17 protein-coding genes, 1 tRNA gene and 1 pseudogene are annotated in these 22,275 nt (G+C 71.9%); 15 read left to right on the forward strand and 4 right to left on the reverse strand.

Annotated elements, in window-relative coordinates; genetic code table 11:
- A pseudogene (locus JGS39_RS13205) lies at positions 1 to 261 on the reverse strand (crotonase/enoyl-CoA hydratase family protein); the annotation flags it as partial.
- 407 nt (positions 262 to 668) lie between these two features.
- Between JGS39_RS13205 and JGS39_RS13210 the strand changes: the two are divergent.
- Entirely contained in the window at positions 669 to 1,562 is an 894-nt protein-coding gene (locus JGS39_RS13210) for a DUF2510 domain-containing protein (protein WP_219569045.1), read from the forward strand.
- Between the two features lie 107 nt (positions 1,563 to 1,669).
- Positions 1,670 to 1,972: a hypothetical protein gene (locus JGS39_RS13215; protein WP_219569046.1), complete on the forward strand. Its 303-nt coding sequence runs from the start codon at positions 1,670 to 1,672 to the stop codon at positions 1,970 to 1,972.
- Here the strand turns inward: JGS39_RS13215 and JGS39_RS13220 are convergent.
- Entirely contained in the window at positions 1,957 to 3,669 is a 1,713-nt protein-coding gene (locus JGS39_RS13220; RefSeq protein WP_219569047.1) for a hypothetical protein, read from the reverse strand. The two genes, JGS39_RS13215 and JGS39_RS13220, sit on opposite strands and share 16 nt — an antisense overlap.
- 551 nt (positions 3,670 to 4,220) lie before the next feature.
- Between JGS39_RS13220 and fusA the strand changes: the two genes are divergently transcribed.
- Positions 4,221 to 6,302: an elongation factor G gene (fusA, locus tag JGS39_RS13225; RefSeq protein WP_219569048.1), complete on the forward strand. Its 2,082-nt coding sequence runs from the start codon at positions 4,221 to 4,223 to the stop codon at positions 6,300 to 6,302.
- Between the two features lie 71 nt (positions 6,303 to 6,373).
- Here the strand turns inward: fusA and JGS39_RS13230 are convergent, their stop codons facing one another.
- On the reverse strand, positions 6,374 to 7,819 hold the full coding sequence (locus tag JGS39_RS13230; protein WP_219569049.1) for a glyceraldehyde-3-phosphate dehydrogenase: 1,446 nt from the start codon (positions 7,817 to 7,819) through the stop codon (positions 6,374 to 6,376).
- Between the two features lie 207 nt (positions 7,820 to 8,026).
- Between JGS39_RS13230 and JGS39_RS13235 the strand changes: the two genes are divergently transcribed.
- The 9 genes from JGS39_RS13235 (at position 8,027) to JGS39_RS13275 (ending at position 20,330) form a co-directional block, all read left to right on the forward strand.
- Positions 8,027 to 8,965, forward strand: a complete 939-nt coding sequence (locus JGS39_RS13235) for a TIGR03564 family F420-dependent LLM class oxidoreductase (RefSeq protein WP_219569050.1) — start codon at positions 8,027 to 8,029, stop codon at positions 8,963 to 8,965.
- Between the two features lie 305 nt (positions 8,966 to 9,270).
- Entirely contained in the window at positions 9,271 to 12,234 is a 2,964-nt protein-coding gene (locus JGS39_RS41655; protein ID WP_219569051.1) for an ATP-binding protein, read from the forward strand.
- 91 nt (positions 12,235 to 12,325) lie between these two features.
- Positions 12,326 to 12,466 (forward strand): hypothetical protein, encoded by a 141-nt coding sequence (locus tag JGS39_RS13245; protein ID WP_219569052.1) that lies wholly within the window; start codon positions 12,326 to 12,328, stop codon positions 12,464 to 12,466.
- On the forward strand, positions 12,463 to 15,822 hold the full coding sequence (locus tag JGS39_RS13250; protein WP_219569053.1) for a S8 family serine peptidase: 3,360 nt from the start codon (positions 12,463 to 12,465) through the stop codon (positions 15,820 to 15,822). Before JGS39_RS13245 ends, JGS39_RS13250 begins: the two co-directional genes overlap by 4 nt.
- Positions 15,823 to 16,403: 581 nt before the next feature.
- Positions 16,404 to 16,580 (forward strand): hypothetical protein, encoded by a 177-nt coding sequence (locus tag JGS39_RS13255; protein ID WP_219569054.1) that lies wholly within the window; start codon positions 16,404 to 16,406, stop codon positions 16,578 to 16,580.
- A gap of 10 nt (positions 16,581 to 16,590) precedes the next feature.
- Positions 16,591 to 17,283 (forward strand): hypothetical protein, encoded by a 693-nt coding sequence (locus tag JGS39_RS13260; RefSeq protein WP_219569055.1) that lies wholly within the window; start codon positions 16,591 to 16,593, stop codon positions 17,281 to 17,283.
- Complete coding sequence (locus JGS39_RS13265; protein WP_219569056.1) at positions 17,280 to 18,308, forward strand: DUF6895 family protein; 1,029 nt, start codon at positions 17,280 to 17,282, stop codon at positions 18,306 to 18,308. The genes JGS39_RS13260 and JGS39_RS13265 overlap by 4 nt, the downstream gene beginning before the upstream one ends.
- 43 nt (positions 18,309 to 18,351) lie before the next feature.
- Positions 18,352 to 19,275 (forward strand): DUF6895 family protein, encoded by a 924-nt coding sequence (locus JGS39_RS13270; RefSeq protein WP_219569057.1) that lies wholly within the window; start codon positions 18,352 to 18,354, stop codon positions 19,273 to 19,275.
- Complete coding sequence (locus JGS39_RS13275; protein WP_372456145.1) at positions 19,272 to 20,330, forward strand: serine hydrolase domain-containing protein; 1,059 nt, start codon at positions 19,272 to 19,274, stop codon at positions 20,328 to 20,330. The genes JGS39_RS13270 and JGS39_RS13275 overlap by 4 nt, the downstream gene beginning before the upstream one ends.
- 69 nt (positions 20,331 to 20,399) lie before the next feature.
- Here JGS39_RS13275 and JGS39_RS13280 read toward each other — a convergent pair.
- Positions 20,400 to 20,474, reverse strand: a tRNA-Leu gene (locus tag JGS39_RS13280).
- Between the two features lie 25 nt (positions 20,475 to 20,499).
- Here JGS39_RS13280 and JGS39_RS13285 point away from each other — a divergent pair.
- The 3 genes from JGS39_RS13285 to JGS39_RS13295 all read left to right on the forward strand — a co-directional run bounded on the left by JGS39_RS13285 (position 20,500) and on the right by JGS39_RS13295 (position 22,203).
- Positions 20,500 to 20,661: a DUF6221 family protein gene (locus JGS39_RS13285; protein ID WP_219569058.1), complete on the forward strand. Its 162-nt coding sequence runs from the start codon at positions 20,500 to 20,502 to the stop codon at positions 20,659 to 20,661.
- A gap of 214 nt (positions 20,662 to 20,875) precedes the next feature.
- A complete protein-coding gene (locus JGS39_RS13290) occupies positions 20,876 to 21,082 on the forward strand; it encodes a hypothetical protein (protein ID WP_219569059.1) in 207 nt (68 codons plus the stop codon).
- 545 nt (positions 21,083 to 21,627) lie between these two features.
- The gene (locus JGS39_RS13295; RefSeq protein WP_219569060.1) at positions 21,628 to 22,203 is read left to right on the forward strand and encodes a M23 family metallopeptidase; all 576 of its coding nucleotides are present in this window, start codon (positions 21,628 to 21,630) and stop codon (positions 22,201 to 22,203) included.
- Positions 22,204 to 22,275: the final 72 nt, after the last annotated feature.

Genomic DNA, 22,275 nt, shown 5'->3' on the forward strand with positions numbered 1-22,275 from the left:
GCTGCCGTCGCGGTGCTGTGGGGCGAGGACGGCACGTTCTGCGCGGGCGCCGACCTCAAGTCGATCGGCACCGGACGCGGTGCCGTCCTCGCCCCACAGCACCGCGACGGCAGCATCGGGATCGGCGTCGAACGCTCGGAAGGCATCCGCGAGTTGGCGTGCGGTTGGGCCGTCGACCGCGTTGCGGACCCCGGGCCGGGACAGGATCACCGTGAACACGGGGCCGTCGCGCTCGATCCGTACGGCGGGACTCTCGCTCATCGTTCGCCTTCCCACGGTTTCCCCGACGGTTTCCGGTTGGGCCGGCGAAGGGCGGCGTCCCCGCCGCGCCCGCCGTCCCCCGCTCCCGCGAACCGTACGGGAGGGGGCACGGCGGGCGCCGGCCGTACCGCCTCCCGGCATGGCGGGCGCCGGTCGCACCCGCACCCCCTCCCGGGCACGGCGAGGGCGAGGTCCGGGCGGGAAGGCGCCGAACAGCGCCCGGAGCGCGATGCCGACGGCGAGCGCCATGCCGGGAAGGCGGTCGAGCAGCGTCTCGATGCGGCGTACCGGGGTCGAGGTCCAGGGCTTCGCGCAGCTCCCCCAAGCCCACCCATGCCCCACATGTCGGACGGCATGGCTCCATCCGGTTCATAGGATTCTCACGCAGTCCGACTACGGTGGCTGCCGTGACGCAGACGAGCCCGCCCGGCTGGCATCCAGACCCCGGGTACACAGGATTTGGCCCCATCCAGGAACGCTGGTGGGACGGCACTCAGTGGACCGATCAGCTCCGGGTCCCGCCCGCCGCCCTCCGCAGCCGGCGCATACGCATCGGCGCCGGTGTCACGGCGGCCGTGGTGGTCCTCGCGGCCATCGGCGGCGGCGTGTACCTGCTGAACGACGATTCCGGTACGACCGGCAACAACTCCGCAACGGCCCCGTCCGCCTCGCCGTCCCCGGACCCCAGCCGCCGGCCCGGCGCACCGGGCGGCAGCGGCGGCAACGGCGGCGAGCAGTCCCCCGAGCAGCAGCAGCCCCAGACCGAGGACGGCTACGCGACGGACATGGCCAGCGGCATCAGCATCCCGGTCCCCGACGGCTGGACGGGCGAGTCGGGCATGGGGGCGGGCGTGACCACCGGTACGTACACCTGCCCCGGCGACACCGGACAGAAGTGCGTGCGCGGCGGCGTGTTCTCCGTACCGGCCGCCGCACTGAAGCTGACCACCAGGACCGCGAAGGCCACGGCCGAGAAGGACATCGCGGCCAACGCCGAGGAGTCGTACGGCGAGAAGATCTACGGCGGCATCACCTCGCACGAGCAGCTGAAGTCCGAGGCGGTCACGGTGGCCGGTCAGCAGGGCTACCGGGTGCGCTGGAAGGTGGTCACGAAGACCGGCGACGACGGCTACGTCGAATCCCTGGCGTTCCCCTCCCCCCAGTCCGCGGACCTGCTGATCGTCGTCCGCTCCGGCTTCGACATCAATCCCAAGGCGCCCGGGCTCTCCGTGCTGGACACCATCACCAAGGGCATCAAGGCCGCCTCGGGCACGGGTTCCGGTCCGGGCACCAACGCGTAGAGCACGCTTCGCCGGTCGCTCCCGCACGGCCCGGGTGAGTACCCGGGCCGTGCGCTCTGAGTACGTCACCCGATCCCGCACCGCCCGGCCGTTGCTGGAATGGGGTCATGGCTCCCGACGCACCGCGCCCCCGCATCCAGCAGGTGACCAGCACCGGCACCACACTGGCCGTCACCTTCGCCCCTCTGGTGATCGGCGTCCTGCTGGCCCGCACCATGGCGCTGGACCCGATGGGCCCCGTGAACGCGCTGATCACCCGCACCGGTCACGGCCCGGGCGTCTCCCCCGCCGAGTGGCGGGGCTGCGGCAGGAGCGCGCTGCGCCGGTGCAGGACGCTGACTCCCCGGGCCCGGCTCGGTGTGCACCGGGCAGCGGGCGCGGTCCGCGGTCTCACTCAGCCCAACCGGTAGACGAAGGACGGCCACGCCTCCCCCGTCATCCGCCGCCAGGCCTCACCCGTTCCTTCGGCATCCCGGTCGCGCGACCGCACGAAGGCGCTGACACATTCCGCGTGGACATCGGTCAGCGCGGTGCGCCCGGTGAGTTCACTGAGCCGGCGCAGGGCGGCCACCGCCTCGTCGGTTCGGCCGGCGTCGAGGTGGCCGTCCGCCGCCGCGCCCAGCGCCTTGGCGAGCGCGGACTGTGCGGCGGCAAGCCCGGCCTCGTGCGCTCTCGGGTCTCCCGCCTCCATGAGTTCCCGCAGGACCGTCTCGGCCTCCTCGAAGCAGGCCGCGGCCCCTTCGTCGTCCGCCGCCCGGTAGCGGGCCCGGCCGAGGATCCGCAGCCGGTCGGCGACAAGCGGGCGGAGCTCTTCCCCGCCGGACTCGGCAAGGCGACGGGTGATCGCCAGCCCCTCGTCCCCAGCGGCCATCGCTCCGGTCGCGTCGTCCGTCATGCGCCGCCGGATACTGAGGTTGCACAGCGTGCGGGCCAGCTCTCCCTCGTACAGAAGGGGGTCGCGCCCGACGGCACGGCGGTAGAGCTCCACACCGCGTTCGGTGACGGCAACGGACTCGGGGCCTTCTCCGTCGCGTCTGTGGCACCGTGCGAGCGAGTCGAGGGCGGCGGCGAGTCCGGGCTCGTGCTCGTCCGGGTCCGTGACGGCCAACTGCTCACGGATTCGTACGAGTTCCTCGCTCACCACCCTCTCCTCGGCGTGGGCGTCCAGTCGGTCGAGGTGGTGGGCCAGACAGTCCAGGGCGAGCACGAGCACCGAGTCACCCACTGCCGGGTCACTGACGCGCAAGGCCCGGCAACATGCCACGGACTCCTCGGCCGTGGCGCGCGCGCCAGGAAGGTCGCCGCCTGCACCGAGGCACCATGCCAGGTCGATGAGCAACGCGGCACGCAGCAACCGGGCTTCCGGGTAGAGCCACGGGACGAAGGGAGGGACGCGCTCCCTGAAGTCGTCGCCCACCGCCGCCGCCTCCCCGAAACGGCCGAGCACGCGCAGTCCGCCGATCAGTTCGGCCAGCACCCTGGTCTGGAGCACGACCAGCCGTGCCTGCCGCCACACGGACAACGCACGCAACAGTTCGGCACACTCGAAGTAGACCGTGACGGACTCCGCTGTACGCCCGGCCCTGCCCAGGACCCATGCCTGCGCGCGCAAAGCGGCTGCTGTGCTGCCCAGAGGCAGGTCGGCCCGGCGGGGCACCGCCGACCGGTAGGCGGCCACGCTGTCGCGGGCGGCCACGAGCGCCTCGTCGGCCCGGTCCAGCCGGGCCAGCGCGTGGGTCTTCACGAGGTGGCCGAACGCGGTCCGCTGCGAGGGGACGTGGGCGTCCGGGGCCGTCAGAGAGTCCTCGGACTCGGCGAGCGCCTCCGCGTATCTGCCTGCCTGGAGCAGCAGTTGGGCGTGCAGGGCGAGCGAACGGGCGAGCAGGCCAGGAGCGCCGGACCGCGCACGGAACACAGCGGCCCGGGACAGGGCGACGGCCTCCGCGCCCCAGGCCAGCCGTCGCTCCAGCGGCTGCGGCCGGCGGGGCGCCCAGTGGGGCGAGGAGCACCGGAGCAGCGCGGCCGCGAGCAGCATCCCGCCTCGCCCGTGCCCGTCCCGTCCGGCCAACGGCCGAAGTACCGGCAGAAGCACCCGGACAGCTCTCATGACGCTCCCCCTCGCACTCGGCGTGTCAGGGGTGACGGACGACGATCCCGGATGGTTGCACGCGACGCGCAACGGATCCGTCCCCGATCACCCGCGTCGATGTACGGATGAGCCGCGTCGGCCGCCGGCGCCTCAGCCCGATGGCCATACCCGGTGTGGGGTAGGGGTCCTGACCGCCACGGCGTCGCACAGCCCGAAAACCGGTTCCCCCACCCGCGCCCCGTTCCCTAGACTCACCACGTAATCGCGCCCCGGCACTCCGCCGCGGCGCGCGCCGTGACCATCGAGGGGAGACCTGCCGTGTGCTACCGCACCGCTGTCGTCGTTCCCCTGTCGCGGTACGAGGTGATCCTGGTGTCTACCTCCGCCCGGCGCCGGCTGCGCGGCCGGCCCCGGACTCCGTGACGAACCCCTGAACCCCGTACGTCTCCTGACGGACCGTCCTCGCGTATCGCGCCGTGGACGGGAAGGGTTCCGCGGCACCCCATCGCGGGCCGCTTCGTCCGGGCATCGCGCCGTCTTCTTCCGGATCACCCCGAAAGGCACGGACCGTGCGTACCGAACTGCACCGTCAACACACCAGCGCACTCACCGGTGTTCGCAATCTGGGCATCCTCGCCCACGTCGACGCCGGCAAGACCACCGTCACCGAGCGGATCCTCTACGCCACCGGAACAACCCACAAGCGCGGCGAGGTTCACGACGGCACGACCATCACCGACTTCGACTCCCAGGAACGCGACCGCGGCATCACCATCTTCGCCGCCGCCGTGAGCTGCACCTGGGCGGGCCACCGGATCAACCTGATCGACACCCCGGGCCACGTCGACTTCGCCGACGAGGTCGAGCGTTCGCTGCGGGTACTGGACGGCGCGATCGCCGTGTTCGACGCGGTCGCGGGAGTGGAGCCGCAGAGCGAGTCCGTGTGGCGCCAGGCCGACCGGCACGCCGTGCCGCGCATCGCGTTCGTCAACAAGCTCGACCGGGCCGGCGCGGACCTCGACACGGCGGTCGCGTCGATCCGGGAGCGGCTGCACGTGATTCCGCTCGTGGTCCAGCTGCCGATCGGGCACGAGGACGGGTTCACCGGAGTGGTGGATCTGCTCCGCATGCGGGCGCTCGTCTGGGCGGACGGCAGCGGCACGTACGAGGAGGGGGACGTACCCGATGAGCTCCGGGACGAGGCACAGCGCCGCCGGCGGCTCCTCGAGGAGACGGTGGCGGAGCTCCACCCGGGCGCGCTGGAGGAGTTCTGCGCCCGGTCGGAGCTCTCCGGGCGGACGCTGGCCGGCGCGCTGCGCGAGCTGACCCGTACCGGCGAGGGGGTCGTGGTGCTGTGCGGTTCGGCCTACCGCAACCGCGGTGTCGAACCGTTGCTGGAGGCCGTCGTGGCGTATCTGCCCTCCCCGTTGGACGTGCCGCCCGTACGGGGCACGCTCGGCGAGGCGGTGCAGGAGCGGGCCGCCGATCCGTCGGCGCCGTTCGCCGCGCTCGCATTCAAGGTCAACGCGACCGCGACGGGCCGGCTGACCTATCTGCGGGTGTACTCGGGAACGATCCGGAAGGGGGAGACGGTGCTGGACGTCGGCGCCCGGCGCAGCGAACGCATCGGCCGGATCCTGCGGGTCCAGGCAGACCGCCATGTCGACGTCGACACGGCGGTGGCCGGGGACATCGTCGCGGTCATCGGCCCCAAGGCCGCCCGGGCCGGTGCCACCCTGTGCGCACCGGACGCCCCGCTCGTCCTGGAACCGCCGACAGTGGCCGATCCGGTCGTGTCGGTGGCCGTGGAGGCGAGTCGGAGCAGTGACACGGAACGGCTGATGGCAGCGCTCGTACGGCTGGTCGAGGAGGATCCGTCGCTCGCGGTCCGGACGGACTCCGAGACGGGTCAGACGGTGCTCTCGGGCATGGGCGAACTCCATCTGGAGGTGGCGGCGGAGAAGATCCGCCGCGCCCACGGGCTGGAGGTCCGGGTCGGCCGGCCACAGGTCGCCTACCGGGAGACGGTCACCCGTGGCGTTTCCGGTCTGGTCTACCGGCACGTCAAACAGGACGGCGGAGCCGGGCAGTTCGCCCATGTCGTCATCGACGTCGAGCCATGGCAGGACGAGACCGGCGGCACCGCGGGCGCGGTGGAGTTCGTGTTCCGTTCGGCGGTCGTCGGCGGACGGGTCCCGCAGGAGTACGTGCGGGCGGTCGAGGCCGGCTGCCGGGACGCCCTGCTGGAGGGGCCCGTCGGCGGGCATCCGGTGACCGGGGTGCGGGTGACGCTGACGGATGGCGCCACCCATCCGAAGGATTCCTCGGAGATGGCGTTCCGTACCGCCGGCCGTTTCGCGCTGCGCGAGGCGCTGCGCTCCAGTGCGATGGTGCTGCTGGAGCCGGTGGTCGAGCTCACGGCGACGGTGCCCGACGAGGCCGTCGGCGGCGTGCTCGGCGATCTGGCCGCGCGGCGCGGCCGGGTGTCCGGCTCCACGGCACGGGCCGGTGCGGCGGTGATCACGGCGACCGTGCCGCTGGCCGAGCTGTTCGGCTACGCGACGCGGCTGCGCAGCCGGACGCAGGGCCGGGGCACGTTCACCACCCGGGCCACCGGCTACGCCGCGGCGCCGGCCCCGGTGTCCGGCTGACGCGCACGGGGCCGGTCCCACCCGCCGATGCGGGTGGGACCGGCCCGCGTGGCGTCAGGGAAGCGCCGGGATCAGTGAACCGGTACGGGGTACGTCGGGTACTCCACGCCGGAGACGTGCTGCACGACCCGGATGACCTGGCAGGAGTAGCCGAACTCGTTGTCGTACCAGAGGTAGAGGATCGCGTTGTCGCCGTCGACCTGGGTGGGGCCCGCGTCGACGATGGAGGCGTGACGTGAGCCGATGAAGTCGCTCGACACCGCGTCGGGGGCGGTCGTGAAGTCGATCTGGCGCTTGAGCGGCGAGGTCAGCGACACGTCACGGAGGTAGTCGAGGACCGCCTCGCGCGTGGTCTCACGGCCGAGCTTCAGGCTGAGGATGGCGATGGAGACATCCGGCACCGGCACCCGGATGGAGCTGCCCGTGATCGTCGCTTCGAGGTCGGGGAGCGCCTTGGCGACGGCGGAGGCTGCGCCGGTCTCGGTGATCACCATGTTGAGCGGCGCGGAGCGGCCGCGGCGGTCGGAGTTGTGGTAATTGTCCAGCAGGTTCTGGTCGTTGGTGAACGAGTGGATGGTCTCCACGTGCCCGCGCAGGACCCCGTACTCGTCCGCCATCGCCTTGAGCGGCGGGACGATCGCGTTGGTGGTGCAGGAGGCGCAGGAGATGATCTGCTCGTCCGGCTTGATCATGTCGTGGTTCACGCCGTGCACGACGTTGAGGACGTCACCCTTGCCCGGCGCGGTCAGGACGACCTTGTCGATGCCCGGGCGCAGGTGGTTGGAGAGGCCCTCGCGGTCGCGCCACTTCCCGGTGTTGTCGATCAGGATGGCGTCGTTGATGCCGTACGCCGTGTAGTCCACCGACGTCGGGTCGTCGGAGTAGATCACCTGGATCTCGTTGCCATTGGCGATGATCTTGCTGTTCGCCTCGTCGACGGTGATCGTGCCCTGGAACTGACCGTGGATGGAGTCACGGCGCAGCAGCGAGGCGCGCTTCACGATGTCCTGGCCCGCACCCTTGCGGACGACGATGGCGCGCAGCCGCAGTCCGTTGCCGGAACCTGCCTTCTCGATGAGCAGCCGGGCCAGCAGACGGCCGATGCGGCCGAAACCGTACAGCACGACGTCGCGGGACTCACGGCGCTCGATCTTGTTGGCACCCGTGGCGCCTTCGACGGCGCCGGCGGTGAACTCCGCCTCGGAAAGGCCGCGGTCATCGGCCTTGTACGTCGCGGCGAGCATGCCGATGTCGATCTGGGAGGGCCCGAGATCGAGCGTGGTGAGGGCCTGGAGGAACGGCAGGGTCTCGGTGACCGAGAGCTCCTCGCCGTCGATCTGCCGGGCGAATCGGTGGGTCTTGAGGATGCTCACCACCGACTTGTTCACCAGGGAGCGGCTGTGCAGAAGGACGGTGACGTCCCTCTCGCGGTGCAGCTTCCCGATGATCGGGATCATCGACTCCGCGATCTCCTCGCGGTGCATCCAGTTGGTGAACGAGTCGTCATTGACAGTCACAGGTTTATCTTTCGAGCTAGGCGGCGCTCATATGGTAACCCGTCGCTCTTTTGATCTTCCAAACGGTCCCGCCCGGCGCCGTGGAGCAGTGCGGAGCCACCCGGCACGAGGCGCGTCGGACGGGGTCCGAACGCGTTCACACCGCGGACACGAAGTCGTCATACGGGAACCGGAATGTGCGGCCAACTGCCCCTGGTTCTGCCTCATATGACTGTGGGAGTAGCGCTCAGCGCGACCGGATCCGACAACCAGATCGATGCCACCGTGCGTCTCGCCCGGGAGGCCGCTGCCGCGGGGCTGCGGTCCGCCTGGTTCGGGCAGACCTTCGGTGCCGATTCCCCGCAGCTCGCGGCGATCGTGGGGCGCGAGGTACCGGGCCTACAGGTGGGCACGTCGGCGATCCCCGTCTTCGGACGCCACCCGCTGCTCGTCGCCGGCCAGGCCCAGACCGCACAGGCCGCCACGCACGGCCGCTACCACCTCGGGCTCGCACTCGGTACGAAACCGCTGACCGAGGCGGCCTTCGGCATCCCCTACGAACGCCCCATCGCCCGTCTGCGCGAGTTTCTCACCGCACTGCGACAGCTCACCGAGACCGGCAACGCCGACTTCCAAGGCGAGCTGCTCACTGCGCGCACCCCGCTCCCGGCGCGCGTGCCCGGGGCGGAGGGCGGCGTCCCCCTGCTCGTGGCCGCGATGGGCCCGCAGGCGCTCCGGGTCAGCGGCGAGCTCGCGGACGGCATCCTCCCGTACCTCGCGGGCCCCCGGGCCCTGGCCGAGCACATCGTCCCTGCGGTCACCGCCGCCGCCGAGGCCGCGGGCCGCCCCGCGCCCCGCATCGTGGCCCTGGTCCACGGCGTCGTCACCGCCACCCCCGACGCCGCACGCAGGACCGCCACCGAGCAGCTCGCGTTCTACGAGCAGTTCCCCTCCTACGCACGGGCCGTCGAGCTCTCGGGCGCCCGGCGGGCCGGTGACGTGGCCGTGATCGGCGACGAGAGGACGGTGGCCGCCGAGGTGCGGCGCTACCGGGACGCCGGGGCGACCGAGGTGGTGTTCGCGGGGACGGATCTGGCCGGGGAGGCGGACCGGCGCCGGACATGGGAACTGCTCGGGGAGCTGGCGGGAGGCGGCGACGGGCACTGAGCCACCTTCGCCGGACACCGGCAGCCCGGCGGCCGGTGTCCGGTGTCGACCGGCCGGTGTCCACCGCCCGTCGACCGCTCGATGTCCGCCGCCCGGCAACCGGTGACCGTCGACCACCGCCCGGTGCCCGGTGTCTGGCGTCTGGTGTCTGGTGTCCGAATCATCCGTCCCGCGCCGTACGCGCCCTACGCCCCGTACACCCCGGCGCCCCGGCCGTTCGAGGCACTGTCCCGCCGTCCGGAACCTCTGCCATGATCGCCGCTGTGGTCGTCGGGCTCGGGGCGAGGCAGTGAGGGGGAAGCCGCGTGACGGTCGGTGTCGGTCCGCGGTTCGTCGGCCGCGAGGCGGAGGTGGCCGCCCTCGTCGGTGAGATCGGTGACGGCTCGGCCCTCGTCGTCGTGGAAGGCGAACCGGGCATCGGGAAGAGCCGTCTGGTGCGTCACGTCCTCGGGGAAGCCGCCGGCCGGACCGTGCTCTGGTGCACCGCGCCGGCGCTGTCCGAGCCGTTCCCGCTCGGGCCGGTCGTCGACGGCATCCGCCGGCTGAGCCCGGACCGGGTTCCGGACGGGCTCAGCCCGATGGCCGGCGCGCTGAGGCCGCTGTTCCCCGAGTGGGCACGGCTGCTCCCACCACCGCTCGATCCGCTGGAGACGGCGGGGGCGACTCGGCACCGCCTGTTCCGCGCTCTCGGCGAGCTGCTCGACCGGCTCGCCGTGGACGTCCTGGTCCTCGAGGACGCCCACTGGGCGGACACCACCACCCTGGAGCTGCTCCTCACCCTGGTGGCGTCCGGCGGAGGCAACCGGTCGCTCGTCGTCACCTACCGGCCGGCCGAGGTCGCCGAGGCACCAGCCCTGCTGCGGCTCACCTCACGCTCCCCCGCGGGGATGCGCCTCGTACGGATCGCCCTGGGCCCGCTCTCCGTGAGGGAGACCGGTCAGCTCGTCGGATCGATGTTCGACGGGGAGCAGGTCTCGGCGGACTTCGCCGCGTTCCTGCGGGAACGTACGGACGGGGTCCCGCTCGCGGTGGAGGAATGTGTCCGGCTGCTGGCGGACCGGCGCGACGTGGTCCGCCGCGGTGGTCGATGGATCCGCCGGGTCCTCGGCGATCTCGAAGTGCCGGCCACCGTACGCGACTCGGTCCTCGAACGGCTGACCAGGATCCCCGGCGTGGGCCGCCGCCTGCTGGAGACCGCTGCCGTACTCGGCATGCCGGCCGACGCGGCGATGCTCGCCGAGGTCGCCGGGATCTCGCGCGCTGAGGCCGGCGAGGGGCTCGCGGTGGCACTGTCGGCGGGTCTGCTGCAGGAGAGCGGGGCCGGGCGGTTCGTCTTCCGGCACGGCCTCGACGCCCAGGCGGTCGGTGAGTCGATGCCCGTCTCGCGGCGTCGCCTGCTGCACGCCCGCGCGACGGACGTCTGGGCGCGGCGGGCCCCGGACGCGCTGGAACGCCTCGCCCACCACAGCCGTGAGGCCGGCGAGCTGGGCGCCTGGTGCCGGTACGCGGAGGCCGGCGCGGACGTCGCCCTGGAGTCCGGCGACGACCGCAACGCGGTGGGACTGCTGCTCCAACTCCTCGACACCGAAGTGGACACCGCTCCCGACACCGACGCCGTGCACGGGCCGGCCGAGCGGCGCAGACGGCTCGCCACGAAGCTCGGTGAGGCCGTGTTCTACGGCGGCGCCGCGCTCGGCGACATCGTCGACACGGCGGTCGAGGCGATCCACCGGGTCATCGCCGACCCACGCGTCGGCAAAGCCGACGGAGGCGAACTGCGCCTGCTGCTCGGCCGGATGCTGTGGCGCGCGGGACGGCGCCGGGCCGCGTTCACCGAGTTCGAGGCCACCGTCCCCGACCTCGGCCACCGCCCGGACCTCGCCGGGATCACCATGTGCAGCCTCGCCATGCCCGTCGTGCCCGGCTGGCCGGCGACCCGTCACCTCGGATGGCTGAGTCGCGCCGAGGAGCACGCGGCCCGTGCCGACTCCACGCACCTGCGCGTCGCCGTCGGCACGGCTCGGGCCGCGACGCTCCTGCTGCTCGGCGACGCGTCGGCGTGGGCCTCGATTGGCGCGCTGCACCGCCCCGCGCATACGGGCCCACGCGACATGAGCGTGCACGCCACAGGCCTGCTCAACGTGGCGGCGGCCGCGCTGCCGTGGGGCCGGTACGAGGAGACCCGGGGCCTGCTGCGTGCGGCAGCCGCGCTGATCCCCGACGCCGAGCACCACCGGGTCGCCGAGGGGTCACGACTCATCGAGGCCACGCTCGCCTGGCACACCGGCGCCTGGGACGGCCTCGCCCCGGCGATGCGCCGATTGGCGGACGCGGAGACGACCGAGGTGCACGACGCGCTGGTGGCCCGGCTCCTCGCCGGCCTGGTCCGCGGGGCGAGCGAGGCGGGCCTGGAGAACGAGACGGAACTGCGGACGGTGGCCCGGCAGCTGACCGTCCTCGGCATCGCCGAACCGGTGGCGCTGCTGCCCTGGGCTTTCCTCGGCCGGCGAGCGCTCCAGGACGGCGATGCGCAGCGGGCGCTCGACGTCACCGCGCCCGCCGCAGAGGCGGTCGCGGCCAAAGGGGTGTGGCTCTGGTTCGCCGACCTCGCGCCGCTGCACGCCGAGGCGTTGGCGCGTTCGGGCCGCCGCGCGGAGGCCGAGGCCTTCGTCGGCGCCTTCACCCGGGCCGTCGAGCCGTCGCTCGCGCCCGTGGCCGCCGGTGCGGTCCACCTCTGCGGGGCGGTGCTGGCCGAGCACGACGAGGACGTTGCCGGGGCGGCGGAGCTCTACCGTTCGGCGGCCTCGGTCTGGGCCGGTATCCCCCGCCCGTACGACGAACTGCTGGCCCTCGAAGGCGTCGGCCGGTGCCTTCTCGCGGACGGGCGGCGCGCTGACGGGCTCGGCGTTCTGCGCGATGTCCGGACGAGGCTGACGGCGCTGGGCGCGGCCCGTGACGGCGACCGGATCGCCCGCGTCCTGCGTGAACAGGGTGAGGACGTCGTCCGCACCTGGCGGCGCGGCCGGCGCGGCTACGGCGACGCGCTCTCGCCGCGGGAGCGCGAGGTGCTGGTCCTGGTGGCGCGGGGCCTGACCAACCGTGAAGCCGCTGAGGAACTGTTCCTGTCACCCCGCACCGTGGGCCGCCATCTGGAGTCGGCCATGCGGAAGTTGCACGTCACTACGCGGACCGCGGCAGCCACCACCGCGATGGAGGCCGGGCTCCTGGCCACGGGGAGCGACAGCGCTTCCGACGGAACGACCCACTGAGCGACGCACGGGCCGCGGCCGCCCTTGCGCCCATTGATTGGGTCATCTGCACACTCGCACGCCGCGCTCGGCGCCATGAGGCTGAGCGGTCATGAACAGTCCGCACCCCGTCGACCCCGACACCGACAGCCAACCGCCATCGGTGGATACCCCGTTGTCGCCCTCCGCGGACCAGCACGAGGGCCAGGACCGCGACCACGAGTCGTACGAGGAAGGGTTCGAACCGCTGTGAAGCCCACGTCAAGCAAGAGAAGGGGTGCCCGGCGCACCGGTCTGCCGCGTGCCTGGGCACTCCTCCTGGCCGCCGGGCTGGCCGCTGCCGGCCTCCCGGCCGTCGCCACTGCCGCACCGGCTGCTCCTGGCCAGGACCCCGGCCCCGTTGTCGAACGCAAGGTCACGCAGGACCTCGCGGGCAAGGGCCGGTCGACTTTCTGGGTCTACTTCAAGGACAAGGCCGACCTCACCGCAGCCGCGAGGATCAAGGACCGGGCCCGGCAGGGCCGCGAAGTGCGCAGCCGCCTGGTGAAGACCGCGGCCACCAGTCAGGCCGGCCTGATCGACGTGCTCCACAGGGCCGGGGCGAACCGGTCCGCGCACACGGAGGCGTACAGCTACACGCCGTACTGGCTCGCCAACACCGTCCAGGTGACCGGCGACTCGGCCCTCCTCGCCGAGATCGAGAAGCTGCCGGGGGTCGAGCGGGTCACAGCCGACCGCACCTACGCACTGCCGAAGCTCACCGCCGCCTCCGCCGAGCCCGCCGTCGAGGACGTGGAGTGGGGCGTGGACCGGATCGGCGCCCCAAAGGTGTGGGACGAGTACGGCGCCGCCGGTCAGGGGATCGTCGTCGGCAGCATCGACTCCGGCGCGCAGTTCGACCACCCGGCGCTGGTGAAGCAGTACCGCGGCAACAACGGCGACGGAACCTTCACCCACGACTACAACTGGTACGACCCGGGCCGGGTCTGCGGCATCATCGAACGCATACCCTGCGACAACGTCGGGCACGGCACCCACACGATCGGCACGATGGTCGGCGACGACGGCCCCGGCAACCACGTCGGCGTCGCCCCGGAGGCCCAGTGGATCTCCGCCAAGGGATGCGAGGTCAGCAGCTGTTCGCAGCGATCGCTGCTCGCTGCCGGGCAGTTCATGCTGGCCCCGACCGATGTGAACGGCAAGAACCCCCGCCCCGAGCTGCGCCCGCATGTCGTCAACAACTCGTGGGGCAGCGCGGACGCCGAAGCCGACCCCTGGTTCAAGGACACGGTCACGGCGTGGGTGGCGGCCGGGATCTTCCCGGTCTTCTCCAACGGCAACGAGGGGCCTTCCTGTGCCACGGACGGCAATCCGGGCAACCTGAAGGAGAGTTACGGCGTCGGCGCCTTCGACCCGGACGGGAACGTCGCCTCGTTCTCCAGCCGCGGCCCGTCGGCGTTCGGTGACGACCTGATCAAGCCGAACGTGTCGGCGCCCGGTGTCGCGATCCGCTCCACGTACCCCGGCGGCAAGTACGCCGTGGGCATCGGCACCTCGATGGCCGCCCCGCACGTGGCCGGCGCCATCGCGCTCCTGTGGTCCGCCGCGCCGTCGATCGCGCGCGACATCGATGAGACCCGCAGGCTGCTCGACGAGACGGCGGTCGATGTCGACGACGTCTCCTGCGGCGGCACTGCGGGCAACAACAACGTGTACGGGCAGGGGCGCCTGGACGCCTACGCCGCCGTGACGAAGGCCCCGCGGGGTGCGACCGGCACCGTCACCGGCGTGGTGACGGACGCGGAGAACGGTGAACCCCTCGCGGACGTCACCGTCGGCCTCCGGGACGGCGAGGGCCACCCGGTGGGCCTTGCGCGCAAGACCGGCGCCGACGGCCGCTACACCATGCCTGCGTCGGTGAGCGGCTACAGCTTGTCGGCCTCGGCCCCGGCGTACGACACGAGGACGACGGCCGTCGAGGTCTCCGAGGGGAACACGACGACCGCCGATGTCGCTCTCACCGCCCGCAAGGGCAAGGTTCTCGACATGGCGGTCGACCGGACGTCGTTCGGCACGGTGCCGATCGGCACGACCGGCGGCCCGGTGACCGTCACGCTGACCAGCAACGGCAGCCGTCCGGTCACGGTGTGGTCGATCACCGACCACGACCACGCGTTCGTCCACGAGGCCGGCACCTGCGGCTTCGCCCCGTTCACGCTGGCCCGCAAGGAGCACTGCACGGTCGAGATCTCCTTCCGCCCCACCGCCAAGGGGGATCAGCAGGGCACGGTCTCCCTCCGCGACACCGCGACGTACGAGCGCCGCAACGTGACCGTGAGCGGTACCGGCGCCGTCGTCCCCGCGCGGACCGACACGCTGCGGATGAGCGGTACGGAGCGCAACATGGACGCCGCGGTCGCCGACCCCGAGGGGCGCTACGCCTACTTCGGAACGTCCAACGCGATGGATCCGCTGCCCGGTCACATCGCCAAGGTCGATCTGAAGACGTTCAAGCGCGTGGGCACCGCCTCGGTGGGCATCGGTCAGAAGCTGCTCCAGGCAGCCGTGATGGACCCGGCGGGCAAGTACGCGTACTTCGCCGTCGCGGCCAATCCGGGCCGGGTGGTACGGATCGATCTCGCGAGCTTCACCATGGACAAGATCCTCGTGCTCGACAAGGGCGAGGACAATCTGCGCTCGGCGGTGATCGACCCGGCCGGCAAGTACGCCTACTTCGGCACCGGCACCAACCCGGGCCGGGTGGTGAAGGTCGACCTGGAGACCTTCACACGCGTCGGCGCGGTCACACTCGGCGCGGGCGAGGAGTACCTCAGCAGCGGAGTGATCGACCCCGCGGGCGCGTTTGCCTACTTCGGAACGCTGACCTATCCGCAGGGACACGTGGTGAAGATCGACCTCGCCACCATGAAGGAGACGGGTTCGCTGGCCCTGCCGGAGGGACAGTCCTACCTGCGCTCGGCAGTGATGGACCCGGGCGGCGCGTACGCCTACTTCGGCACCGGTGAGGGAAGCGGCAGCGGCAAGGTGGCCCGGGTGGACCTCTCCTCCTTCGAGCACGCCGGAACGATCAGTCCGTCGGGCGGCGGGGCCTTCTTCTCCGCCGTGATCGACCCGGCGGGCAGGTACGCGTCCTTCGCGACCCTGTCCGTGCCGGGCCGGGTCGTCAACATCGACCTGGAACGGTTCGAGGGCGACGGGTTCACCACCCTCGGCACCGGCGAGGACGCCCTCATCTCGGGTGTCGTCGACGCCCGCGGCGACTACTCCTACTTCGGCACGATGACCGGACCGGGACAGGTGGTCAAGGTCCGGACCGGCGCACGGTACGAGATGAAGGCCGTGGGCAGCCGGTGGCTGGGCCTCCGTTCCGCCGCGCTGACCTGGAACGGCGCGACCGCGGAAAAGGTCGAGGTGGTCCGTGACGGCAAGGTGGTCGCCACCGTGCCCAACACCGGCCGGTACACCGACCGGATCGCCGGCCGGGGCCGCCCGTCCTACACCTACCGGCTCTGCGACGTCGGCACCCGGCACTGCTCCACCGAAGCCGAGGTCGACTTCACGGGGCCGGGGACCCCGGCCGTCGGCTGACTGCTCCTCGCGGGACGTGCCACGCCGGGTCCGGTGCCCCCGGCCTCGCGCGTGGCCGTTCCGCGCCTGCGTGACGACCGGGGTGATGACGACCGATGAAACCGTTCAGCACTCGGTGCGGTTGAGCCCGGCGCCGGCCCCGGCCACCGCCCGGTCCGCCGCCGCCCGCACAGCGGGACGCCCCGTAGGCCCGGCCGCACGGCCACAGGGCCGCCCCTCGGCGCCGTCGCGAGCGGTACGGGGCGTCGCCCCGCGACACGACCGGCCGGCAGGTGAAGCCGACTCCCCGAACGCATAGGGATTCACCTTGACGCACCGGCCGCAGCCAACCCCAATAGCTCGGCGATCGATGGCCCGGGTGCACGCCCCAACATGCTGAATGCGCCCCGCGCACCACCCCCTGCCCGACGAACGAAGAGCACATAACACCAGGCCAGAGCCCCACAACCGCCTCGGTGAATTCACCATTCAATTAAATACAGAATTTCCCTGGCCGCCCCATCTGATTTGCGGGTTCGCATTCCGTGCATTCCACTCGGAACGTACGGCAACCCCATTTCCCACAGGACGGGGCATCACCCATGTACACGACAGAAACCACTGCCACCGACATCGAGCTCGACCTCGACGAGGCGCTCAACCCGGGCGAGGCCGAAGGCTTCTACCGCGACTCCCGCGAGTGCGCGTATCTCGCCCTCCTCGGAGGCGGCTCCGCGCTGCTGCTCTCGCCGCCGACCCCCCGCCCGAAGAAGGGCTAGTCGGTAGCACATGGACCAGTCACATGCTCCGTCCCCCCTCGAGGGTGCCGTGCATGACCTGGCAACAGAGGTGGTCCTCGCTCTTCGGAGCGGGGACCACCTCGCCACGGTTTGCGGCGCGGCAGGAATCGACGAGGACAACCGGACGGGAATCGCCGCGGTACGTGTCATCGGAGCCGATCTACTGCTGCCCAGTGTGCTGCACGGGCACCATCCGCATCCCGGGGACATCGCCGTACTCCACCGTGCCGTGCGGGAGTTCCCGCCCCGGCCCGACGCCTCCGACGCCGCGGTCTGGAGTCATTGGGGCATGATGTCCGCCCTCCACCGGACGGCATCGGCCACCGCACCCGGCGCCGACGAACCGAACGCGGCCTGGCTCGAAGGGGCTCCCTGGCAGGCCTTCACCCATCAGCTCTCCGTACTGGCCCCGCTCGCCGTGCCCGCCGCCTCGTCGGCCGTGCACCGGGCCGCCACCCACCGGGTCGTGGACCTGTCCCGCGGCTTCGTCCGCGCGGTGCGGCGGCGCAACTGGCTCCAGGCGGCGGGCGCCGGACGCTGGCTGGCCGCGCTGGAGGGCCGGCCCGACAGCCTGGGCCTGGACCGCGGACTCGACTTCGTCGAGCTCATGGGCGGCACGGACCCCCGGGTCGCGCTGCACGTGCGGGCCGCCCGCCTGATGGCCGAGGGGCGGGCGCGGTGACGGCATCGGTGGCCGCCGCCCCCGGCGGTACGGCGGGCGCGGCGCTGTCCGTCCTGCCCGTCGTGCTGCGGCGGGCGCTCGGCTGGGCCGACGCCCACCGTGCCGGTTTCGTGCTTCCCGAGGATGTACTGGAGCCGCACACCGAGGTCAACCGCACGCTCAAACCCCTCGGTGAACTGGCCCAGCTCTGCAGCACGATCAGCCGCAGCACCGCCCCGCACACTCCGGAGCACGCGACCGCCAATGACCTCATCACGTTCGCCTGGGACCAGGTGCACGCCGGCGATCTGCTGCTGGAACTGCTGCGCGGTGAACCCTTCGCCGCGTACCCGTACGAGATCTACGCGGCCTTCGCCGGATTCGGGCTGCGCAACGAGTGCTTCGAGCGTCTGGCCGGGACGCTCTCCGCGACCAGGGGCTGGGCGCACACCGAGCAGCACGCCAACCGGGAGCTGGGCCTCATCAACTCGGAGCGGCGGGTCGGCACCGCCCCGCACACCGACGCAGGTGACGTGCTCGCCCGCACCTGGCTGGGCGGGCTGTCCGAACCGTGGATGTTCGAAGGGCCCTCCGGCTACGCGCTGACCCACACCGTCTTCCACATCACGGACTGGTGCTGTGTGCCCGAGCGCATGCCGGCCGACATCGACGCCTATCTGCGGGCCTGGCTGCCGCCCTGGATCGACGGCTGTCTGGAGAGCCGTCAGTGGGACCTGACCGGCGAACTGCTCGCGGTCGCCGCGGCCCTGCCGGGGCCGCCGCCCACGGACCTGCTGGACGCGGCCTGGCCCGCGCTCGCCACCGCGCAGGCCCCGAGCGGTGCCGTACCGGAGACGGGACCCACGGCCTCCCCGGCCGAGACGGCGCAGGCCGCCTCGTCGGGCGGCGCGGACCCGGACCCGTACCCCTTCCTCGCCTGCTACCACTCCACCCTGGTGACCGCGTTCGCCGCCGCACTGTCCCTCAAGCGGCTGACCACCCACCCGGCGGAAACTGCCGCAGCGGACACCGGGGCCGCCGTATGAGCCGCACCGGCCTCCGCACCAGCCGCACGAAGGGAGTTGCCGCATGAGCGGCATCCAGCAGATCCATGACGTGGGCGCGCGGGCCCTGGGATGGCTGTACGAGCACCGGGCAGGGTTCCGGCTGGACGACGACCCGCCTCCCGAGGTGGGGGTCCTGGACCGGTTCAAGCCTCTCGGCGAACTGGCCCTCATCAGCAAGGTCATCTTCCGGGAAGGGGTCGCCGGCTCCCAGCAGGCCGCGCTGGCGCGCAAACTCCTGGACCACGCCTGGCACGAACTCCTGGGCTCCGGGGCCCGCCTGCTCGACGGCCAGCGGCGCGAACCGCTCTGTCCCGTGCCGATGGAGGTCTACGTACCGTTTCGCGAGCTGGGGTTCCGGGAGCCGTCCCTGGAGGCGGCTGTCCGCCTGAACCACCGGCTGAAGAGCTGGGGCGCGCTGGAGGTCGTGCCGGTGCGCCGGCTCGGACTCAGCGCCATGGAACGCCGGTTCGGCCTGGAGCCGAGCATGCCGGCCGACGAGGCCTACCGGCGCACCTGGCTGTCGCGCCGGCCCGAGCCCTGGACCGTCGAGGGCAATATCGGCTACGACATCACCCACACCGTCTTCCATCTGACCGACTGGGGCGCCGATCCGGCCGGGCTGCCCGCCGACGTGGCGGACTACCTCGCCCTCTGGCTTCCGGTGTGGCTCGACGACTGGCTCGACCTCGGGCGCTGGGACCTGCTGGGCGAGCTGCTCGTCGTCGATGCCTGCCTCCCGGAGCCGACCCTCGACCCTGCGGCCTGGGAGGGATTCGCCGCGGCCCAGCAGCCGGACGGAGCGATGCCGGTGATGGGCGGCATGCCGGAAGGTGACGAGGAGTCCGTCTTCGACCTCGTCTACCACCCCACGCTGGTGGCGGCGTTCGCTTCGGCGCTGGCCCTGTCCCGCGCCCTCTCGGACCTCGCCGCCCCGGCCCCGGCGTGACGGCCCCGCACGAGGTCCGCCCCACCGGCGACGCACCTGTGTCCCGGGGCGACGGCGAGAGGGCGCGGCTGCTGGCCGGTGCCGCCCGGACCATCGACGCGCCCGACCTCGTGATCGCACTCAGCCACCGAGGCAGGCGCACGTACCAGCTGGGCGGCGGCATGCGGCCGGACGAGGCACCGCGCTACGAGCTCGGTTCCGCGTCGAAGCCCTTCACCGGGCTGCTCCTGGCCGCACTCGTCGCGGCCGGCCGGCTGCGCTACGAGGACCCGGCGGCCGAACTGCTGGCCCCCGGCCACCCCGTACACCCCTCCGTACGCGCCATCACCCTGCGCCATCTGATCACCCACACCTCGGGCCTGCCCGCGCTGCCGGCGGATTTCTACAGGCAGGCGCTGCCCCGGTGGTCGACCGCGCCGTACAGCCGCTACCCGGCCGACCGCGTCGTCCGGGCCTTCCTCCGCGCCCGCCCGCGCCACCGGCCGGGTACCCGCTGGCACTACTCGAACTTCGCGGTCTCCGTCCTCGGTCACACCCTGGCCGCCGCCACCGGTACGCCGTGGGAGTCGCTGCTCCGCACGGAGGTACTGGACCCGCTCGGCCTGCACGACACGCGACTGCGCCCGAGCCCGCTGGACGGCGACGCCGTGGGGCACCGGCGCGACGGCCGCCCGCTGCCCGCGCTGGACACCGGCGGCTTCGACGCCGCCGGAGCCGTCCGGTCGACGCCCCCGGACCTGCTCACGTTCCTGGAAGCGCACCTCCCGGCAACGCAGGCGCCCACGCGCCCGCCGGCCGCCGCGTTCTCGGACGTACGGCACCCGCTGCTGCGGCGCGGACTGGGGCACGCCCATACGCACACGCTCACCTGGTTCCGCCATCCGTCGGCGCACGGTCCGGTCTGCTTCCACGCGGGAGCCACGCTCGGCCAGCAGTTGTTCCTCGGCTTCCGCCCGGACACCGGTACGGCGCTAGCGGCGATGTGTACGCGGCGGGTGCACAGGACGGACCCGTTCATCGCAACGGTCCACGAGCTGCTGACGGAGAAGCTCTGACCGTCGGGAACGACCGAGGGCCGGTTCCGGATTGCTCCGGAACCGGCCCTGATCCACGACTGTCTCCAGTGGGGACGACAGGATTTGAACCTGCGCCCCGACGCCTCGCGCGAGCACCTCAAGCTCACCCTACGACCCGGCCCCGGGGCCACCCTGATGGCTGTCAGCCGTGGCGAACATCGAAGCCCGCCGTATGGTGCTGCATCTGTACGAACAAGCCGCACCGGGGCCCGCACGCGACGCCCTCCGTCAGGCGGTACAGGCGCTGGTGATGACCTACCGCGATCATGTGGACTACGACATCTCATGGACTCTGCGCCAACAGCTGTAGTCTCGCGCCCCGCGTCAGGTGGACCGTACAGTCGGGTAAGTGCGATACGGACAGAAGGCATTGCTGCCACGCCCTGGACCGTTCGCTGACGAGAAGGCCCTCGGTGGCTTCGTTCTGGGCAAGTTGGACCAGTGGTTCCACATTGAGGAGCAGGTGCCGGGATGCTACTGGACCGGCGAGGAAACCCGAATCGACGCCGTGCTGACGCCGCGCGATGCGCGCAGACGGGTACGCGGACGAACGAGAACGCGAGCATGACCTGCGGATGGCCAAGGAGCTGACCCACCTCCTCGGGCAGCTCAGTGTCGGAGAACCCATGCCCTACGAGGACAGCGGCTGGACACTGACGCGGTCCGGGGTGCGGCTGTGGAGCGAGCGCGAGGGCGTGGCCAAGGTCCCGTACGAGCTGCGCCGCGCATAGGTGCGCAGCGAGACAGACACTGAAGCCGGCCGGGGCATGGCAGCGCACTCAACTACGAGGACACGCACCGCAGGTGGGCGCTGGTGGGTTCAGCCCGTCGGGGTCCGGGACGTGCACGACCTGACCACGCTGTCCAACGCCTACGCCCCTGCCGGCGTCCGGCCTCCACCACCGATGCCATGACTCCGGCAACCTGCCCGACCGAGCGGTCGCCCGTCTGCACAATCCGACGGTCTCGGCCTTGCACTCCGGCGTGAACGAACGACGAGGGCGTGGCTTCTTCCTCCCCATGCTCTCCATGTTGGACATCCTGCCGGGGCTGAACCCCAGATCTCGAATGTCCGTCAAAGCGGATCGAGCCCACCGGCCACCCTCGCTCCGGGAGGCGGACGCCTGTGACGCGGAGGGATTCCGCCACAGCCCTGCGCACCTCTGGGCCGGCGAGGGAGCAGGTGTGCGGGGTCGACGGGCGGAATGTATCCGCTGTGTATGCCCGCCTCCTTGAATCGCCGTGTCACCCGACGCAAGACGACAAGGGGAGAACCATGCACAGGAATTTCCGCCGGTCGCTGATCACCATGAGCGCGGTCGCGGCCACCGTGTTCACCGTTCCCACCGCTGTCGCGGCGCCGGTCGCGAACTCGTCGGAAGCCGCCATTGCCGCACGGCCCGCCTTCAAGATGCCCTTCGAGTGCAACCAGACATGGCTCGGCAACAACTGGTCGGGGCACAGTCCCGCGCACTCGATCGACTGGAACCACTACGACGCGAACGGCACCCCGGACGACCTGGGCCGCCGGGTGTTCGCCAGTGCCGGTGGCACGGTCCTCGAGTCGTACTACTCGACGGGCGCCGGATACGGGAACACGATAGTCATCGGTCACGGGGGCGGCTGGCAGACACGGTACGCCCATCTGAGGACTCGTTCGGTGGCCGCGGGCGCCACGGTGAACGTGGGCCAGCTGATCGGCGAGGTCGGCAACACCTCGGCCCTCTACGACATCTCCCCGCACCTCCACTACGAGCAGAAGCACGACGGAGCGGTCGTCGTCGCGGTCGTCCAGGGTGTCACGTGGAGCGACTACCTCAGGCGCAACCAGGTCAGCAACAACAGATGCTGACACACCGCCGGGTGTCGGCGGGAGGACCGACCGGCACCCGATGACCCCCTGTGCCAGGTGTGGGTGCGACGG

Origin of the sequence: Streptomyces poriferorum (genome assembly GCF_019399235.1) — a bacterium.
In the GTDB taxonomy this organism is placed as follows: Bacteria; Actinomycetota; Actinomycetes; order Streptomycetales; family Streptomycetaceae; genus Streptomyces; species Streptomyces poriferorum.

Bases quoted from the DNA above. Each gene is read 5' to 3' on its own strand.
- JGS39_RS13215 (WP_219569046.1), top strand. From the start codon at position 1,670: ATGGCTCCCGACGCACCGCGCCCCCGCATCCAGCAGGTGACCAGCACC.
- JGS39_RS13220 (WP_219569047.1), bottom strand. From the start codon at position 3,669: ATGAGAGCTGTCCGGGTGCTTCTGCCGGTACTTCGGCCGTTGGCCGGA.
- JGS39_RS13235 (WP_219569050.1), top strand. From the start codon at position 8,027: ATGACTGTGGGAGTAGCGCTCAGCGCGACCGGATCCGACAACCAGATC.
- JGS39_RS13245 (WP_219569052.1), top strand. From the start codon at position 12,326: ATGAACAGTCCGCACCCCGTCGACCCCGACACCGACAGCCAACCGCCA.
- JGS39_RS13255 (WP_219569054.1), top strand. From the start codon at position 16,404: ATGTACACGACAGAAACCACTGCCACCGACATCGAGCTCGACCTCGAC.
- JGS39_RS13260 (WP_219569055.1), top strand. From the start codon at position 16,591: ATGGACCAGTCACATGCTCCGTCCCCCCTCGAGGGTGCCGTGCATGAC.
- JGS39_RS13270 (WP_219569057.1), top strand. From the start codon at position 18,352: ATGAGCGGCATCCAGCAGATCCATGACGTGGGCGCGCGGGCCCTGGGA.
- JGS39_RS13290 (WP_219569059.1), top strand. From the start codon at position 20,876: ATGCGCGCAGACGGGTACGCGGACGAACGAGAACGCGAGCATGACCTG.
- JGS39_RS13295 (WP_219569060.1), top strand. From the start codon at position 21,628: ATGCACAGGAATTTCCGCCGGTCGCTGATCACCATGAGCGCGGTCGCG.